Here is a 19,027-nt window from a genome sequence, read left to right as displayed (position 1 = left end):
ATGGAATACGCAATTAAAGAAATAGCCCGGATCATCGGCGCTAAAACGGACCAATTGCACGACGACAAGATCGGCCACCTGTTGACCGACAGCCGTCGCCTCTCCTTCCCGGAGCAGAGCCTCTTCTTCGCCTTGAGAACCCGGACAAACGACGGACATAGATACATCCGGGAGCTCTACAAACTCCGCGTGCGCAACTTCGTGGTCAGCGATCTGCCGCCGGAGTCCGCGCGTATGGACGACGCGAATTTCCTGGTGGTAAAAGATACGTTACGCGCCTTGCAAAAGCTGGCCGCCCACCACAGGAGGCGATTCAACATCCCCGTGATCGGCATCACCGGCAGCAACGGGAAGACGATCGTGAAGGAATTCCTCTATCAACTGCTGCATAACGAGTTCGACATCGTACGCTCGCCCCGGAGCTACAACTCCCAGCTGGGGGTCCCGCTCTCGGTATGGCAAATGAGCGAGAAGAACACGCTCGGCATCTTCGAGGCCGGTATCTCGCAACCGGACGAGATGGAACGCCTGCAGCCCATCATCGCCCCCACGATCGGCATCATCACGAATATCGGGGAGGCGCATCAGGAGAATTTCCTCTCCTCCAACCAGAAGTGCATGGAGAAGCTGACGCTCTTCACCGATTGCGAGGCCATCATCTACGACGGGGACGACCTGTTTATCGCCAATTGCATCGAGTCGGCCTGCCTCTCCCACAAAGCGATCGCGTGGAGCCGCACCGACTCCGAGGCCCCGCTGTTCATCGATTCGATCGAGAAGCGGGAGCTGACGACGGTCATTCACTGTACGCTGCTGGGCTTCCGGCGGGTCGTCACCATCCCCTTCACCGACGACGCCTCCATCGAGAATGTGATCCATTGCATGGCGGTCATGCTCTACCTGAAACCCACCAGCGTAAACGACGTGGAGAAATTCGCGCGCCTCGAGCCGGTGGCCATGCGGCTGGAGGTCAAGCAGGGGATCAACAACTGCCTGCTGATCAACGACACCTACAACTCGGATATCAATTCCCTGGACATCGCGCTCGACTTCCAGCAAAGCCGCCGGGTAGGCAAACCGTTGAAGAGCACGTTGATCCTCTCCGACATCCTGCAATCGGGGACCCTGCCCAAGTCACTCTACAAGAAGGTCGCGGACCTGGTCCGCCGCAAGCGGGTCGACCGGATCATCGGCATCGGCCGCGACCTGAAGGAATACGCCTCCGCCTTCGAGATCGAGAAGGAGTTCTACACCACCACCGAGGCATTCATCCAGTCGCCCTCCTTCCGCCGGTTCAAGGATGAGCTGATCCTGATCAAAGGCTCCCGCCATTTCCATTTCGAGCGGATCTCCGAGCTGCTGGAGAAGAAGGTGCACGAGACGATCCTGGAGGTGAACCTGGACGCGGTCGTACACAACTTCAACCAGTACCGCGCCAAGCTGAGGCCGGAGACCCAGATGGTCTGCATGGTAAAGGCGTTCGGCTACGGGGCCGGCTCCTACGAGCTGGCGAAGACCCTCCAGGAGCATCGCTGCGACTACCTGGCCGTGGCGGTAGCCGACGAGGGAGCCGAATTGCGCAAGGAGGGCATCTCGATCCCGATCATCGTCATGAACCCGGAATTCAGCGGTTTCAACGTCTTGTTCGAGAACCACCTGGAGCCGGAGGTCTATAGCTTCCGCCTGCTCGACGCCCTGATCCGCGAGACCGAGCGCAGAGGCATCCCCGCCTACCCCGTCCATATCAAGATCGATACCGGCATGCACCGCCTGGGGTTCCAGCCGGAGGATGTCCCGGCGATCTGCGAGCGCCTGCGGGCGCGATCCGGGGTTGTCGCCCGCTCGACCTTCTCGCACCTGGCCGGCAGCGACTCGCCCCTTTTCGACGATTTCACCCACCGGCAGCTGGAGCGGTTCACCCGGGCCGCGAGGGAGCTGGAGGAGGGGCTGGGTTACCCGGTGATCAAGCATATCCTGAACTCCGCCGGCATCGAGCGTTTCCCCGCTTACCAGATGGACATGGTGCGTCTGGGCATCGGCCTGTACGGGGTAAGCCCCTCCGGGCAGGGAGGCCTGCGAAACGTCAGCACGCTGAAGACGACGATCTTGCAGATCCAGGAGGTACCCGCGGGCGACTCGATCGGCTACAGCCGCACGAGCTCCGTGAAGCGCGATTCCCGGATCGCCATCCTCCCGATCGGATACGCCGACGGGCTGGATCGCCACCTCGGCAACGGAGGCGGGGAGGTCCTGATCCGGGGGCAACGCTGCCCGATCATCGGCAACATCTGCATGGACGCCTGCATGATCGACGTCACCGACATTCCGGCGCAGGAGGGCGACTCCGCGATCATCTTCGGCGAGGGGCTGCCGGTGAGCGAGCTATCGGACAAACTGGGGACCATCCCTTACGAGATCCTGACCGCTATCTCGCCCCGGGTAAAGCGGGTTTATTTCCGGGAATAAAACGATAACCCTATACCCGAGAGGGGGTTGTTGGGCCCCTTCTCAACCGTGTGTTTTACCAAGATGATGCTCCCTCCTGTGCGTTGATGTATCGGAGGGAGATTTTTTTGCCCCCCCGATTCGCGACCGCCCCGCGTTTGGCTCGACATTGTCCCGTCCTCCCCGCTGAGCCAAGAAAAGGGCTTGGACGATCCCAGCGGACTCCGCTGAGCCGAGAAAAGCGCTTGGACGATCCCGGCGGCGCCCGCTGAGCCGAGAAAAGCGCTTGGACGATCCCAGCGGACTCCGCTGAGCCGAGAAAAGCGCTTGGACGATCCCGGCGGCGCCCGCTGAGCCAAGAAAAGCGCTTGGACGATCCCGGCGGCGCCCGCCCCCACCCGCTCGTTTGCGCATGTCGCGCATTTCGCGTACTTTCGTGCCGTAATTAATAAAACAAGGTATGAGTCATCATTTATTGAAAGGCAAGAGAGGTATTATCTTCGGCGCGCTGAACGACAAGTCCATCGCGTGGAAAGTGGCGGAAAGAGCCGTCGAGGAGGGCGCGGCCATCACGTTAAGCAACACGCCGGTCGCCGTCCGCATGGGGCAGGTAGACCTGTTGGCGGAGCGGCTGGACGCGCCGGTGATCCCGGCGGACGCGACCAGCGTGGCGGATCTGGAGAACGTATTCACGCGATCTGTGGAACTGCTGGGGGGTAAGGTCGATTTCGTCCTGCACTCCATCGGCATGAGCCCGAACGTCCGCAAGAAACGTACGTACGACGACCTGGACTACGACCTGCTGGAGAAGACGCTGGACATCTCCGCCGTCTCCTTCCACAAGATGCTGCAGGTAGCCAAGAAACAAGACGCCATCGCCGAGAACGGCTCCGTGGTGGCGCTGAGCTACGTGGCCGCCCAGCGCACGTTCTTCGGATACAACGACATGGCGGACGCCAAGAGCCTGCTGGAGTCGATCGCCCGCAGCTTCGGCTACATCTACGGCCGCGAGAAGGGCGTACGCGTGAACACGATCTCCCAATCCCCCACCCTGACCACCGCGGGCAGCGGCGTGAAGGGCATGGAGCACCTGATGGACTTCTCCAACAAGATGAGCCCGCTGGGCAACGCCGACGCCGACGCATGCGCGGACTATTGCGTCATGATGTTCTCCGACTTCACCCGCAAGGTGACGATGCAGAACCTCTACCACGACGGCGGCTTCTCGAGCATGGGCATGAGCCTGCGCGCCATGAACCAGTACAGCAAGGGAATGGAGGAATATACCGACGAGAACGGGCACATTATCTACGGCTGACATGTTAGTAAGGATCTATCCGGAGAACCCGAATCCCAAGGAGATCGACAAGATCGCCAACGTCCTGCGCGACGGCGGCCTGGTCGTCTATCCCACCGACACGGTCTACGCCATCGGCTGCGACGCGCTAAACGTGCGCGCGGTCGAGCGGATCTGCCGGATGAAAGGGGTGAATCCCCAGAAAAGCGACCTCTCCATCATCTGCTACGACCTGTCGGATCTCAGCGAGTACGCCAAGGTAAGCAACGCCGCGTTCAAGCTGATGAAGAGACACCTGCCCGGCCCCTTCACCTTCATCCTGCCCACCGGCGGCGAGCTGCCGAAGCTCTACAAGAAGCGGAAAGAGGTCGGGGTCCGCGTGCCGGACCATGCCATCGCCCGCGCGCTGGTACACGCCCTGGGGAACCCGCTCCTGACCATGTCCATCCGCGACGAGGACGAGGTGATCGAGTATACGACCGACCCGGAACTGATCCACGAGAAATACGAGCACCTGGTGGACATCGTGATCGACGGCGGTTTCGGGGGGTTGGAGGCCTCTACGGTGGTGGATTGCACGACGGAGCCTTTCGAGATCGTACGCCAGGGCAAGGGGACGCTGTAGATTTCCCGCCCCCGATGGAACGACTCGGGTAAATTATCCCTACCTTCGCGACATATATCATGTATCGACTGTTAGAACGTATCGACTATGGACTGGACCCAGCTATTATCCGGCAAGCGTTTCGGGATGGAGGCGTATCACGAGCGGAAACATGAGCGAACCGATTTCCAACGGGACTACGACCGCTTGATCTTCTCCTCCCCCTTCCGGAGATTACAAAACAAGACCCAGGTATTCCCGCTCCCGGGAAGTATTTTCGTGCACAACCGGCTTACGCACAGCCTGGAGGTCTCCTGCGTAGGACGCTCCCTGGGCAACAACGTGGCGAAAGGACTGGCGCGGAAATACCCGGACGGCAGCATCAACTTCCCGGAGATCGGCTCCATCGTCTCGGCCGCCTGCCTGGCCCACGACATGGGGAACCCGCCGTTCGGGCATTCCGGAGAGCGGGCGATCTCCGCCTACTTCTCCGAGGGGAACGGGCGGAAACTGGAGGAGAGCGTGCGGACGGAGGGCGGACGCTGGGAAGACTTCATCCACTTCGAGGGCAACGCGAACGCCATGCGCCTGCTGACCCACCAGTTCGTCGGCCGCCGGGAAGGCGGTTTTGCCTTGACGTATAGCACCCTGGCCTCGATCGTCAAATATCCCTACGCCTCCGTTCATTCCGGGCAGAAGGGCAAATTCGGCTTCTTCCAATCGGAGGAGGAGAGCTACCTGCGGATCGCCCGGGAGCTGGGAATCGGACAGGATCCGGAGACCCCGGGCAAATTCCTCCGTCACCCCTTGGTCTACCTGGTAGAGGCAGCCGACGATATCTGCTATCAGATCATGGATATCGAGGATGCCTGCAAACTGCATATCCTGACCACCGAGGAGGCCCTGCGGCTCTTGTTGGGATTTTTCGAGGGAGAGCGGCTGGCGCATATCCGCGCGATCATGCGGCGGGTAGACGACACCAACGAGCAGATCGCCTACCTGCGCTCCTGCATCATCGGGCTATTGGTGGACGAATGCTCCCGCGTCTTCCTGGAGAACGAGGAGCGCATCCTCGACGGCACCTACAGCACCCCCCTGATCCGCGCCATACGCGACCAGGCCCAACAGGCCTACGCGCGTTGCTCGGCCACGGCATACCGGAAAATCTACAAGGCCAAGGAGGTGCTCGACATCGAGCTGGCCGGTCACCACATCTTCAGCCACCTGATCGACAGCCTGACCGAGGCCGTGATGAACCAGGAGCATGCCTACAGCAAACTGCTCCTGCGACGGATCCCGGAGCAATACGACACCCACGCGCCGACTACCTATGGCAAGATCCAATGCGTGCTTGATTATATCTCCGGCATGACCGACGTATACGCGCTCGATCTGTACCGGAAGATCACCGGCATGAGCCTGCCGGCCGTTTGAGGCAGTCCTCCTCGCTGGCAAGCGCGGTCAGAATTCCTCCCGGTACTTGCTTTCCAGGCGATCCTCCAGGATGTTCAGGTAGCTTTTATAGCGGGACTCGCTGATCAGCCCGTCGCGAACCGCCTGAATGACGGCGCAGCCCGGCTCGTGACGGTGCGTGCAGTTATTGAAACGACACGCTTCCGCGTATCGAAACAGCTCCCGGAAGTAATGGGAGATCTCGGCATCCGCCATCTCGACCGTCCCGAATCCTTTGATGCCCGGGGTATCGATCAGATAGCCGCCGCCGGGAAGGGGGATCATCTCGGAGAAGGTGGTCGTATGCATCCCTTTGTTATGATATTCGGAGATATCGCCGGTACGGAGATTCACGCCCGGCACCAGCTTATTGATAATCGTGGATTTCCCGACCCCCGAATGGCCGGACAGAAGCGTGACCCGGTCTTTCAAGTCCGCTCTCAAGGCATCCAGCCCCTCCTCCGTCCGGGCGCATAGCGTCGAGCATGGATAGCCGATCGAGGTATACAGCTCGATCAAATCCGCCAACGCCTTTTGATCCTCCTGATTGTACCGGTCGATCTTGTTGAAAACCAATTTGACGGGGACGCGGTAGGCCTCGGCGGTCGCCAGGAAGCGATCGATAAAGATCGTGGTGGTTATGGGATAATTGACCGTGACGATCAGCATCGCCCGGTCCAGGTTCGCGGCGATGATATGCGCCTGCTTCGACAGGTTCGAGGCGCGGCGGATGATATAATTCTTACGTGCCTCGATCGCTGTAATAAAAGCGGTCCCCTCTTTGTTTATATCGATCGCGACACGGTCTCCTACCGTGACCGGATTGGTACTCTTCAGGTCTTTCAAGCGAAAGTTCCCCTTGACCTTACTCGCTATATCCCGTCCGTCCTCCGTACGGACCGTATACCAACTACCCGTGTTTTTTATTACCAGTCCCCTCATGATCAGCAGACAGCGGAGAGCTGACCTCGGTCAGCTCTCCACTCGTTTTAAACGGTCATAACTTCTTTTTCTTTGGCGGCGTAAAGCGCGTCGATCTTCTTGATAAACTTATCATGGATTTTCTGCACCTCTGCCTCGGCGTCTTTCTCCACGTCCTCGGGAACCCCGTCGGACTTGACGCTTTTCTTCAGAGCCTCGATGGCGTCGCGGCGCGCGTTGCGGACACTGATCTTCGCATTCTCCGCCTCCTGCTTACATTGCTTCACCAATTGGCGGCGACGCTCCTCGGTCAACGGAGGAATACCCAGGCGGATCACCTCGCCGTTATTCTCCGGCGTGATACCCAGCTCGGAATTCAGGATGCCTTTCTCTATATCGCGGATGATCTTCTTCTCCCACGGAGTGATCAGGATCGTCCGTGCGTCCGGAACCGTCACCGTGGCCACGTTCGTAAGCGGAACAGGCGCCCCATAATACACTACCTTCACACAATCGAGGATTTTCGGATTCGCCTTACCGGCCCGAATGTGAGACAATTGCTCGTCCAGATACTCAATGGCGAACGTCATCTTCTCTTCCCCTGCTTTGATCAATTGTTTCGTATCTATCATAAATTATACGTTTTTTGTTTGCTAATTTTTTGATTAACAAAAGTAATAAAGATTTCCAACTTCGCAAACATATCCTTAAAAAAGCGGATCGCCGTTCACGGTTTGCCCAGCTTGGGCGTAAAGAACAGCAAGTAGGCTACCCCCACGCACAACACCAGTACCGCCCCTGCTTGAGAGGCCAATAGATCGGACGCCACTCCCATAAAAAGCGGGAAGATGGTGCCGCCAAACAGTCCCATGATCATCAAACCGGACACCTCGTTCTGTTTATCCGGCATAGAGAGCAGGGCTTGGGCGAAGATAATGGGAAAAACATTCGAGTTCCCAAAGCCGATCAAGGCAATACTGACATAGATGATCTCTTTCGAGTGGAACAGCAACAGACCGATCATCGCCAATAACATCAAGCAGACACTCACGGCAAAGAATCCTTTCGGAGAGACCTTTCGCAAGATAAAAGCCCCGGAGAAGCACCCCGCCGTACGGAAGATGAAATACAGGCTCGTGGCGAAACCGGCATCGGCCAAAGTCATACCCAGACGTTCCATCAGGATCTTCGGGGCGGTCGTATTCGTCCCCACATCAATCCCCACATGACACATGATACCGATAAAACAAAGCAGGATGAAGGGCTTGCCCAGCAAAGCCAGGCATTCGCCGAAAGTAGAGGGTCGCCCCTCCTCTCGGGTCTCACGGATCGAGGTAGATCCCAACAGCAGGATCGCGATCGCGGCGATCACCATATAGACCGGGAACAAGACGCGCCAACCGAGTCCCATCGACGGTAGCGCCTGGGTAGCGCCCCACATGGCGATATAAGGCGCCAAGAAGGAGGCGATCGCCTTCACGAACTGGCCAAACGTCAAGGAGCTGGCCAGCCTATCCCCGCTTACGATGTTCGACAGCAACGGGTTCAAGGAGGTCTGCATCAAAGCGTTGCCGATACCCAGCAGGGAGAAGGAGAGCAACATGACCCCATATGAGTCGTCGAAGATCGGGATCACCAGCGAAAGGAAGGTCACGACCAAGCTCAACAGCACCGTCTTCTTCCGCCCGATACGGTTCATCAACATCCCCGTCGGGACGGAGAAGATCAAGAACCAGAAGAACACGAGCGACGGGAAGATATTCGCCTCCGAGTCACTCAGGCCCAAATCCGCTTTCAGGTAATTGGAGGCGATCCCCACTAAGTCTACGAATCCCATGGCGAAGAACGCCAGCATCACGGGGATCAATCTCAAGGATGAAGTCTTCTCGCTCATGGCTTATAAATCTTTCGGGTAAACAGGCCACGCGCCGCTTCGCGTGCAAACATAAGCGGCTACTTTTACCGCTTTCTCATGCGCCTCGCGTAAAGGCTTCCCGGCTAAGATCGACGCGACAAACGCCCCGGAGAACGAATCACCGGCACCTACCGTATCTACCACCTGTACCTTCGGGGTGGGAATCGTGGAGACCTCCTCCCCGGAAAAGATCGTACTATACTCCGCCCCGGCTGTAAGTACCAGATAGCGTAAACCATATCGCCGCATGAACCGGCGGCACAGATCCTCTACCGTGCCTTCCAGGCCGAACATCGGGCGAAGCATTTCCAATTCCTCGTCATTGATCTTGAATATGTTCGCCCATTCGAGCAACGATTCGATCAATTCCTTCGAGTAGAAATGCTGACGGATGTTGATATCGAAAAAGCGCAAGGCATGACTCGGCATATACGAGAGCAAGGCCCGGAGCGTCTCGCGAGATTCCGCGGCACGTTGCGCCAACGTCCCGAAGCATACGGCATCCGCACGTTTCATCAAGTCGATCGACGCTTGGGTAAGCGGGATATGGTCCCATGCCACCCCTTCGATGATCGTATAGGTAGGGATTCCGTTCTTTAGCTCTACCTTCACGCTTCCGGTCGGATATTCCACCGTACTGATATAATGACTGTCGATACCGTTCTTATCCAGTTCCTGGATAATCTCGGTCCCGAACACGTCGTTGCCCACGGCGCTGATCGCGTACCCTTCCGCGCCTAATCGGGTAGCGTGATACACAAAATTGACCGGCGCTCCACCGGCTTTCTTTACATCCGGGAAAATATCCCACAATAATTCACCGATGCCTACTACTACAGGTTTACTTTTTTCCATGACCTATGTTGTTTTTAATTATTTGAGGGGATAAATGGTTAATGAGGTAACCGTGAACGCTCCTCCCTTCGCGTTGAAACGAACGCGATTGTACGGCTCTTCCGGGAAGACCAGGTTGGTCATGGCAAACGCGCCATTCCCGTCGAAGGCCTCTATACTGCAACGGTCTACCAACAAACGCAGGGTATATTCCTTAGCGGCGGAGATCGGGGCCGAGGTAACCGTGGCGAATGTCTTGCTAAAATCCGTAGCCCCACTGTCGCGGCGATCCATCGTGAACGTATTCTCCAGGAGATTATAATGCATCTCCACTTCCTCGCCCTTCGTGTTAAACAACTGGAGACTCATGATGTCGGCTCCGTTATTCATAAACTCGATCTCGATCTCATAGGCTCCCGTATGATCGGGAAGTATCGGGTAGACCTCCCGGGAACGGTCTACCCTGAAGGTCCCTTTCCGCTGAGCTTTTCCTCTCAATTTCAACACTTCGGGAGACGGGGTACTGCTCAAATACGTCTGTCCGTTTTTCGTATAAAGAATCAAGTCGCGCGGGACTGAGTTCGCGCTCCGGTATTGCAAGGTCGGCACGTTATTTGCGTATTCCCAATTGCTCATCCAAGCCAAAGCGATCGTTCGGCCCTCCGGAGCGTTGCTCCAAGTTACTGTGGCGTAATGATCCTTGCCGTAATCCATCCATTTGGTCAAGGCCGGGGATTCATTCACGAACTGTTTCCCATCGAACGTCCCCACAAAATATTGGGTAGCTGAGCCGCCAAACGGACCGCCGGGATTGATATTACAGATCAAGACCCATTTCTTCAGCTTTGTACCCTTCACCGGAAGCTCGATCAAGTCCGGGCATTCCCAAACGCCCGCATGCGCCCCTTGTCCTTCCCCGAAACAGCTCTCATACGTCCAGTCCTTCAGATTGGGAGAGGAATAGAGCTGCATCTCCTGCCCTACGGCGAGCACCATGATCCATTTACCGGACTCCTTATGCCAGAAGACTTTCGGGTCGCGGAAATCGCGTCGCGCGGAGGTAAGGATCGGGTTCCGGTCATATTTCTTAAACGTCCGGCCGTTGTCCAAACTATAGGCCATACTCTGCATTTGCCGGCTGTCGGCCGAGGTATAGAATGCCACGATAGCGCCAGCGCCAAACCCGGCGGTATTATCCTTATCCACCACGCAGCTACCGCTAAAGATCGTGCCCAAGGCATCCGGAGCGATCGCCACCGGCTGATGCTCCCAATGGATCAAGTCCTTGCTGATCGCATGCCCCCAGTGCATATTCCCCCACATCGAGCCATACGGATTGTATTGATAGAACAAATGATACTCACCATCCTTGTATACCATGCCGTTCGGATCATTCATCCACCCCCAAGCCGGCGAGAAATGGTAGGCCGGACGAAATTTCTCCCGGTTAGACGAATCAAACTGATCGGATAGCTTCATCTCTTTCCAGCAAAGGGCCGATTCCGGAGTAAACCGGAAGTTGAAGGAGATCGTCTTATCCGCATATCCTGATAGATCTACCGGAACGAAATAATCCACCTTGTTCACCGCCAAACGGACATTGAAAATCCGTACCACGTCATTATCGACAATCATATATAACTTGGATTCCGGCGAGGACTCCTCGACCGGAAGCAACAAATACTTGGCTCGCGCATCCACGCGGACAAGGCTTTGTCCTTCGCCCAGATGCTTTATCTCGATAGCACGTTCTGCCGCATATCCGACCGACGGATCGAGCGTACTCAGTAAAACGACTCCGACAGCCATGCATAAACGCTTAAGAAGTCTCTTTGCTTGTTGTTTCATAAACGAATGGATTAAAGGATAATACTGTTTGATTCTCCGCCAAAATTAATAGGATTCTTCCGGGTAGAGAGACACGTACTCCCTAAAGAGGAGGATGCTACGAAGAATCGGATTAATTATGTACCAACGTCCCGATATTCTCTCCGCACATCACCTTCTTCAGGTTGCCGTTGGTGTCCATATCGAATACGATGATCGGGAGGTTGTTTTCTTTACACATCGTGGTAGCGGTCAAGTCCATCACCTTCAGGCCACGGGTATAGATCTCATCATATGTAATATCGGAGAACTTGGTAGCCGTAGGATCTTTCTCCGGATCAGCGGTGTAAATACCGTCCACACGGGTACCTTTCAACATGACATCCGCCTCGATCTCGATGCCTCTCAAAGAGGAGCCAGTATCCGTAGTAAAGAACGGATTACCCGTACCGCCGGACATGATTACCACGTTGCCCTGTTCCAGCGACTCGATCGCACGCCATTTATTATAGAACTCTCCGATCGGTTCCATGCGGATAGCGGTCAATACCTTCGCCTTCACGCCCTGAGCGACCAAAGCGGAACTAAGCGCCAGGCTATTAATCACCGTTGCCAACATACCCATCTGGTCTCCTTTTACCCGATCGAAGCCTTTGGAAGCGCCACTCAGCCCACGGAATATATTACCGCCACCTATCACGATACCGATCTGTACACCCATCTCGGCGATCTCCTTGATCTGTGCCGCATATTCATTCAAGCGAACCTCATCGATTCCATATTGTTTACCACCCATCAGCGACTCCCCGCTTAATTTTAATAAGATACGTTTGTATTGAGCCATGTTTCGTATGTATTTATATGTATTTAATTGTTATTCCGCAAAAGTAACGAATAATCCGATATCCGCACAAAAAAGATCACCTCAACCGGTGTCGAGGCGATCTAAACACTAATCCCGTGTTTTGTAAGCTGCGAGGATTAGCTAAATTCTATGAAACCTTACCGGTTACTTTTTATTTAAGATCTCCAAGGTATCGGCGGCGATCATGAATTCCTCGTCTGTAGGAACAACGATAATGGTCACCTTACTGTCCGGAGTACTGATTACCATCTCCTCGCCACGCATACCCTCGTTCTTCTCGACATCGATCTTCATACCCATGTATTCCATGTTCTCGCAAACCGCACGACGAGTCGCCCATTGGTTCTCGCCAACACCACCGGTCCAAACCAAGATATCGCAACCTCCCATAGCAGCGGCATAAGCGCCGATATATTTCTTGATGCGGTAGTTATATACGTTCAGTGCCATGATCGCACGCGGATTTCCAGCTGCTACGGCAGCCTCGATCTCACGCATATCGGAAGAGATACCGGAAAGACCGGCAACACCACTTCTCTTATTGATCAAGTCGGAAAGACCGACACCATCCATACCTTCCTTATCCATGATGAAAGACAAAGCACCCGCATCCACATCACCGCAACGAGTACCCATCAACAGACCCTCAACCGGAGTCAAGCCCATGGAAGTATCCACGCTCTTACCATTCTTGATAGCGGTAATAGAGCCACCGTTACCCACGTGAGCCGTGATAATCTTCTGATCCTCATAAGAAACGCCTAAGATTTCGCAAGCACGACGGGAAACATAGCGATGACTGGTTCCGTGGAAGCCATAACGACGTACGCCATACTTCTTGTACATCTCGTAAGGCAAACCATACATATACGCATAATCCGGCATGGTCTGGTGGAAAGCCGTATCAAACACCGCTACCTGAGGAATACCTGGGATCAAAGCCTCCATCGCCCGAATACCCTTTAAGTTGGCCGGGTTATGAAGCGGAGCCAAATCAGAGCACTCGATTACCTTATTGATTACATCCTGATTGATCAATACGCTAGAAGCGAACTCCTCGCCACCATGTACCAAACGATGACCAACGGCGTCGATCTCCTTATAGTCCTTGATACAACCATAAGTAGCGTCGGTCAATACGCTTAAGATAAACTCGATGCCTTGTTGATGACCGGGGATCTCTCTCTCGATAACCACCTTCTTGCCCTCCTTATCCGTCAATTTCAGGAACGCACCCGGCAAACCGATTTTCTCGATACCGCCTTGAGCCATAACCTCGCCGGAGGTCATATCGAATAACTTATATTTAATAGAACTACTACCACAGTTCAATACCAGAATCTTCATATTATTAAGTCGTTAGGATTATCTATTATTTTGCGGATCTCAAACCGATGGATTGATTACAAGCGATCGCCACCATCTTATAAATATCATCTACGGAGCAACCGCGAGACAAGTCATTCACCGGAGCGGCCATGCCTTGAAGGATAGGACCGACAGCCTCAGCGCCACCCAAACGTTGAACCAGCTTATACGCGATATTACCCACCTCCAAAGTCGGGAATACCAAAACATTCGCTTTACCGGCGATCTCGCTACCCGGAGCTTTCTTCCTACCTACAGCCTCAACCAAAGCCGCATCGGCCTGCAACTCTCCGTCGATCTTCAAGTCCGGAGCCATCTCCTTTGCCAAGCGAGTAGCCTCCACTACCTTGTCTACCATCTCGTGAGAAGCGCTACCCTTCGTAGAAAAGCTCAACATAGCCACACGAGGCTCAACGCCTACGATATTACGAGCCGTAGCGGCGGTAGCGACAGCGATGCTAGCCAACTCTTCCGCATTTGGGTTTGGCATAACCGCACAATCAGCGAATACCAAAATGCCGTCATTCCCATATTGAAGAGTCTTCGTGAACATAAGGAACGCGCCGGAAACACACTTCATGCCCGGAGCTGTCTTGATAATTTGCAAAGCAGGACGCAACACATTACCTGTCGTATTCTCAGCGCCGGCGATCTCACCGTCAGCGTCACCCGACTTAATCATCAGGCAAGCCAAGAACAAAGGATCCTCAACTAGAACCGCAGCCTTCTCGGGAGTCATACCCTTCTTTTGGCGAAGTTGGAAAAGCAAGTCTGCGTATGCGGCTTTCTTCTCGTGATTTTTCGGATCGACAAGGGTTGCCTCACCGATATGATCCAATCCGAAACCGGCCGCCAACTCCTTGATCTCAGTGGGGTTTCCAATTAAGATAATGTCTGCTACACCGTCGGCCAGTAATCGGTCGGCAGCCTTAAGGGTTCTTTCCTCGGTACCTTCGGGGAGAACGATACGCTGCTTGTTAGCTTTAGCGCGCGCAATAATGTCTTGCATTAAATCCATAGCGGAAGATATTTTATATTATTTAATAATTGTAACCGTAACTTGGCTACAAAAGTAGGCATAATGCAATATAGAGTTTACAAAATAGGCAAAAGAATTACAGGTGGAGATGCCGGTTTCAGATCTTTTAACAGTAATTCGTCACTTCTCGTTCCCCCGAAAGTATTTGTTGCAGCTCTTCCGCTGTCACATTCACACTTAACTTACCTTCATGGGCCACGGAGATCTTTCCTCTCTCCTCCGAGACAATAATAACCAACGCATCTGTCTCCAGCGCCATCCCTAACCCGGAACGATGTCGCAATCCCATATCCTTGGGAAGGGTAGCGTTCTGGGCGACCGGCAAGATACAACCGGCAGCCTTGATCCGGTTATCGGCGATAATCATGGCACCATCATGCAAAGGACTGTTTTTGAAGAATATATTCTCGATCAAGCGGGCATTTACATCGGCGTTGAACATCTCGCCCGTATGCTCATAGATCGTCAAGTCCATATCTTGCTGGATCACGATTAGGGCACCCGTCTTTTTCCGGGCCATATTCATACAGGCCAAGACAACAGGGGCGACAAACTTTCCCTCTTTCTCCGGCTCGTCTCCTCGTTTGGAAAAAAGTTTTCCTAGAAATTTCCAGCCCCGGTGCGAGCCTAACGCCAATAGGAAACGGCGGATCTCGTCTTGGAAAAGGATTACCAAAACCACGAAACCTACGCTAATAAACTTATCCAAGATGGCCCCCATCAACCGCATTTCCAACACTTGCGAGATCAAGATCCATACGACGATGAATGATACGACTCCACTGAATATAGCCAATGTACCCGAGCTTTTCATCAGCTTATAGGTCTGGTACAGGAAGAAAGCCACCAGCAATACGTCAATCAAGTCTTTTATACCGAAATGCATCCACATAATTAATCGAAAATTGAAAGTTGAAACTTAGTTGTTGGTCATTTGACCTATGACGCGAATGGCTTCCACGGCTTCCCGCACGTCATGTACACGGAGGATATTAGCTCCGTTCAAGAGAGCGTACGTATGCAATACGGTCGTTCCGTTCAGGCTATCCGCAGGGGTTCCACCCAGTAATTTATAAATCATGCTTTTACGGGAGACTCCAATTAATAAAGGCAACTCAAAAATAGAGAACTCCTTTAAATGGCTCATCAATTGGTAATTCTGCTCCAATGTCTTGCTAAAGCCAAAGCCGGGATCGAGGATGATATCATTCACCCCTAAAAGCCGAAGCTGGCGTACCTTCCGGGAGAAGTACAGCATGATCTCCTCCATCATATCCAGGTAATCGGTATCCCGCTGCATAGTCTGAGGAGTCCCACGCATATGCATCATGATATAAGGAACCTTTAAATCCGCTACGGTTTGGAACATATCCGCATCCAACTCACCTCCGGAGATATCGTTAATGACAGCCACCCCATATTCCTCTACGCAACGACGAGCAATCCCCGCACGAAACGTGTCTACGGATACCGGGACATCCGGGTAATGCTTATTTAATATATGTAAGGCGAACGCCAAACGTCGCATCTCTTCCTCCGGCGCGACCTCCGCGGCATCCGGACGGGAAGAATAACCACCGATATCGATCCAATCTCCTCCCTCCGATAAGATTTCCCGGATACGGTCCTCGATAGCGGTCTCGGTCTGTTTGCGGCTGCCCGCATAAAAAGAATCAGGGGTAATATTCAAGATTCCCATCACCAACGGTGTCGCCAAAGAAGTAAGTGTCCCCTTAATATTGAGCGTTTTATCTAACATCATCTTTCCTTATTTCCAGCAAATTTAGATATAAATCTCGATTTATACACGCCAGTGAGATAAGAAAACGTCAAGATCCGCCTGGAATAGGGAAGCTAAGTCAATGGAATCCGTCTCGTGTTCCATTGACTTAGCGCCGTATCTCAATGGTTTTCCGGTCGGGTCTCAATGAAAAAACGGAGGGTGATACGTAAAAAATGTCTTATTCTCGCCATAATATCGATCACTGTAAGATACAGTGGGGTCGAAGCGCTCCGGCTAAAAGCGTGAGACTATAAGAATACAAGCTTATCTCATCGCCAGTAAACCAGTCCCAACGTTCCACAAACAATCAAGCCAATCCCGAGTAACGCGTAGAAGATACGTGCGCCACCACGACCAAACCAGTTCACGAAGGTCATCGCCCCGCTGGTCTTAAAGTACCAATCCAAATCAAAGATCGCCGCTACGATCGAGAACAATCCCAGAGCGATAAATAAAACTAAGATAAAGTATTCAGAAGGATCCATAGACTTACTTAACCTCTACGGTACGCGAACCGTCCGGATTCTCCGAGATCGTTACATTTACTACATCTCCGGGCAACAACTCGTCTATCTTCTCCGCCCATTCGATAAAACATAAAGCCCCGCTATAGAAATAGTCCTCCGTTCCGATATCCTCCGCCTCACTCAATTTATGGATCCGGTAAAAGTCAAAGTGATAGATCAATTCGCCCGTCGTATCGCTGCGGTACTCATTGATAATAGCGAATGTGGGACTGTTGATCACGTCCGTCACACCCAATTCCTCGCAGATCGCCTTGATAAAGGTAGTCTTGCCGGCCCCCATCGGGCCATAGAATGCAAAGACCGTACGATCATCCATCCCGGCGATAAACTCCTTAGCCGCCTCATGGATCTTATCCAAACTTTCTATTTTCAGTGTGCTCATAGCATTCATGCTTACAATTTATACGGACCGCGAAGTTCCGTGATATTTATGATATACGCAACCTTTCGGCATATTATCATTTCGGTTCCATCGTAATAAACGGCACCAACATCTCCTCCATCGAGATTCCTCCGTGCTGGAATGTGTTTTTGTAATAGGAGACGTAATAGTTATAATTATTCGGATAAGCGAAGAAATTCTCTCCGCAGGAAAATACATACTTACTGCTTAGGTTCGGGGAAGGAAGTCCTACTTTTTCCGGATCCCGTATCTCGAATACCTCTTTCGGATTGTAGTTCAAGTTCTTGCCTACCTTATAGCGTAGATTGGTGTTCGTGTTCTTATCACCTATCACCTTGATCGGATTCGTTACCCGGATCGTTCCATGATCGGTCGTAACGATTACTTTTCCGCCCCGCTCAGCGATTCGTTTGAACAGCTCGAGCGTAGAAGAATGCTGGAACCATGATTTAGTCAAGCTACGATAGGCCGCCTCGCTTTGCGCCAGCTCGCGGATCATCTTACTCTCCGTACGAGCATGCGAGAGCATATCCACGAAGTTCAGCACGATCACATTCAGTTGATTACGAGCAAGCGAAGGGATCGCGCCCAACAATTTCTCGCCATATTGGGAATCGTGCACCTTATTGTAACAGAAGGTATATTTCTTACGGAACCGATCGATCTGGGTTTGAATCAGTGGTGCCTCATTCAGATTCTTGCCTTCCTCGCTCTCCTCATCCACCCACAAATCCGGAAACATCTGCTCTATTCGCAAAGGCATCAGACCCGAGAATATGGAGTTGCGGGCGTATTGCGTGGCGGTTGGCAGTATGCTGTAATACAAGCTCTCGTCAAACGTAAAATACTCAGTAAGTAATTCTTTCACCACCCGCCATTGATCCAGCCGGAAATTATCGATCAATATAAAGAATACCTTCTCGTCATTATCCAGCATCGGGAAGACCTTCTTCTTAAACAGGTCGGGGCTCATCAACGGGCGATCGGCCGGATTTTGTATCCAGTCCACATAATTCTTCTTTACGAATTTGGCAAAAGCGTTGTTCGCCTCTTCCTTTTGCATACGGAGCATATCGGTCATTGCCACTTGGCTGCTTTCCAACTCCAGCTCCCAGTAGACCAGTTTCTTATATACCTCCATCCAGTCGTCCGTGGTCAAGGAATCATTGATTTGCATACCAATACGACCGAATTCCTGCCGATAGCCCACCGTAGTCGTCTCGGAGATAATCACGTTCTTATGCACATTTTTCTTAATGGAGAGGAGCAATTGGTTGGGATTGACCGGTTTGATCAGATAATCCGCGATCTTATTCCCGATCGCTTGGTTCATGATACTTTCCTCCTCGCTTTTAGTTACCATCACGACCGGTACATTCGGAGCGATCTCCTTGATATGCGACAACGTCTCCAGCCCTGTCAAACCGGGCATATTCTCATCGAGAAAAATAATATCAACCGATTGTTCCTTACAGCAGTCAATGGCATCCTGACCACTCACCACCGGAACGACCTCATACCCTTTGTCCTGCAAGAACAAGATGTGCGGTTTCAACAAATCAATCTCGTCATCTGCCCAAAGTATCCTATCTTTCTTCACTGCCATACGCTTACTAGTTTATTTACAAATGTAACTATAATCCTTCATATAACGACGAAACAAACCTGTTGTTTCGTATTTGATCTCGTAATTTTCCCAAATCCAGATAAGCGAATGGACACTTCTTTACTTTGATTTATACGTTCG

General features: G+C 53.0%; 17 protein-coding genes. 4 read left to right on the top strand and 13 right to left on the bottom strand.

Features of this window, described 5'->3' with window-relative positions; translation table 11 throughout:
- From G7Y39_RS01080 to dgt, 4 genes are all read left to right on the top strand, one after another.
- Positions 1-2,466 (top strand): bifunctional UDP-N-acetylmuramoyl-tripeptide:D-alanyl-D-alanine ligase/alanine racemase, encoded by a 2,466-nt coding sequence (locus G7Y39_RS01080; protein WP_165154221.1) that lies wholly within the window; start codon positions 1-3, stop codon positions 2,464-2,466.
- 439 nt (positions 2,467-2,905) lie between these two features.
- On the top strand, positions 2,906-3,763 hold the full coding sequence (locus G7Y39_RS01075; RefSeq protein ID WP_165154219.1) for an enoyl-ACP reductase: 858 nt from the start codon (positions 2,906-2,908) through the stop codon (positions 3,761-3,763).
- A 1-nt stretch (position 3,764) separates the two neighbouring features.
- On the top strand, positions 3,765-4,367 hold the full coding sequence (locus tag G7Y39_RS01070) for an L-threonylcarbamoyladenylate synthase (RefSeq protein WP_165154217.1): 603 nt from the start codon (positions 3,765-3,767) through the stop codon (positions 4,365-4,367).
- An 87-nt stretch (positions 4,368-4,454) separates the two neighbouring features.
- On the top strand, positions 4,455-5,780 hold the full coding sequence (gene dgt / locus G7Y39_RS01065; protein WP_165154215.1) for a dGTP triphosphohydrolase: 1,326 nt from the start codon (positions 4,455-4,457) through the stop codon (positions 5,778-5,780).
- Positions 5,781-5,807: 27 nt separating this feature from the next.
- Here the strand turns inward: dgt and rsgA are convergent, their stop codons facing one another.
- The 13 genes from rsgA to G7Y39_RS01000 all read right to left on the bottom strand — a co-directional run bounded on the left by rsgA (position 5,808) and on the right by G7Y39_RS01000 (position 18,886).
- Positions 5,808-6,740 (bottom strand): ribosome small subunit-dependent GTPase A, encoded by a 933-nt coding sequence (gene rsgA, locus G7Y39_RS01060; RefSeq protein WP_165154213.1) that lies wholly within the window; start codon positions 6,738-6,740, stop codon positions 5,808-5,810.
- A 47-nt stretch (positions 6,741-6,787) separates the two neighbouring features.
- Positions 6,788-7,351: a ribosome recycling factor gene (gene frr / locus G7Y39_RS01055; protein ID WP_165154211.1), complete on the bottom strand. Its 564-nt coding sequence runs from the start codon at positions 7,349-7,351 to the stop codon at positions 6,788-6,790.
- 95 nt (positions 7,352-7,446) lie between these two features.
- The gene (locus tag G7Y39_RS01050; RefSeq protein WP_165154209.1) at positions 7,447-8,613 is read right to left on the bottom strand and encodes an MFS transporter; all 1,167 of its coding nucleotides are present in this window, start codon (positions 8,611-8,613) and stop codon (positions 7,447-7,449) included.
- A gap of 3 nt (positions 8,614-8,616) precedes the next feature.
- On the bottom strand, positions 8,617-9,489 hold the full coding sequence (locus G7Y39_RS01045; RefSeq protein ID WP_165154207.1) for a carbohydrate kinase: 873 nt from the start codon (positions 9,487-9,489) through the stop codon (positions 8,617-8,619).
- Between the two features lie 18 nt (positions 9,490-9,507).
- On the bottom strand, positions 9,508-11,316 hold the full coding sequence (locus tag G7Y39_RS01040; RefSeq protein WP_165154205.1) for a DUF4980 domain-containing protein: 1,809 nt from the start codon (positions 11,314-11,316) through the stop codon (positions 9,508-9,510).
- Between the two features lie 112 nt (positions 11,317-11,428).
- A complete protein-coding gene (pyrH, locus tag G7Y39_RS01035) occupies positions 11,429-12,139 on the bottom strand; it encodes a UMP kinase (RefSeq protein WP_165154203.1) in 711 nt (236 codons plus the stop codon).
- Positions 12,140-12,304: 165 nt separating this feature from the next.
- Positions 12,305-13,507, bottom strand: coding sequence for an acetate/propionate family kinase (locus G7Y39_RS01030; protein ID WP_165154201.1), 1,203 nt, complete (start codon positions 13,505-13,507; stop codon positions 12,305-12,307).
- Positions 13,508-13,532: 25 nt separating this feature from the next.
- Positions 13,533-14,546, bottom strand: a complete 1,014-nt coding sequence (pta, locus tag G7Y39_RS01025; RefSeq protein ID WP_165154199.1) for a phosphate acetyltransferase — start codon at positions 14,544-14,546, stop codon at positions 13,533-13,535.
- Between the two features lie 127 nt (positions 14,547-14,673).
- On the bottom strand, positions 14,674-15,459 hold the full coding sequence (cdaA, locus tag G7Y39_RS01020) for a diadenylate cyclase CdaA (RefSeq protein ID WP_165154197.1): 786 nt from the start codon (positions 15,457-15,459) through the stop codon (positions 14,674-14,676).
- A 27-nt stretch (positions 15,460-15,486) separates the two neighbouring features.
- The gene (gene folP / locus G7Y39_RS01015; RefSeq protein WP_165154459.1) at positions 15,487-16,326 is read right to left on the bottom strand and encodes a dihydropteroate synthase; all 840 of its coding nucleotides are present in this window, start codon (positions 16,324-16,326) and stop codon (positions 15,487-15,489) included.
- 293 nt (positions 16,327-16,619) lie between these two features.
- On the bottom strand, positions 16,620-16,835 hold the full coding sequence (locus G7Y39_RS01010; RefSeq protein ID WP_165154195.1) for an immunity 17 family protein: 216 nt from the start codon (positions 16,833-16,835) through the stop codon (positions 16,620-16,622).
- 4 nt (positions 16,836-16,839) lie between these two features.
- The gene (gene tsaE / locus G7Y39_RS01005) at positions 16,840-17,259 is read right to left on the bottom strand and encodes a tRNA (adenosine(37)-N6)-threonylcarbamoyltransferase complex ATPase subunit type 1 TsaE (protein ID WP_165154193.1); all 420 of its coding nucleotides are present in this window, start codon (positions 17,257-17,259) and stop codon (positions 16,840-16,842) included.
- 76 nt (positions 17,260-17,335) lie between these two features.
- On the bottom strand, positions 17,336-18,886 hold the full coding sequence (locus G7Y39_RS01000; RefSeq protein WP_165154184.1) for a PglZ domain-containing protein: 1,551 nt from the start codon (positions 18,884-18,886) through the stop codon (positions 17,336-17,338).
- Positions 18,887-19,027 lie beyond the last annotated feature (141 nt).

The sequence above is a fragment of the Parabacteroides sp. ZJ-118 genome (genome assembly GCF_011038785.1).
In the GTDB taxonomy this organism is placed as follows: Bacteria; Bacteroidota; Bacteroidia; order Bacteroidales; family Tannerellaceae; genus Parabacteroides.
This window is presented reverse-complemented; position numbering and strand designations above follow the sequence as displayed.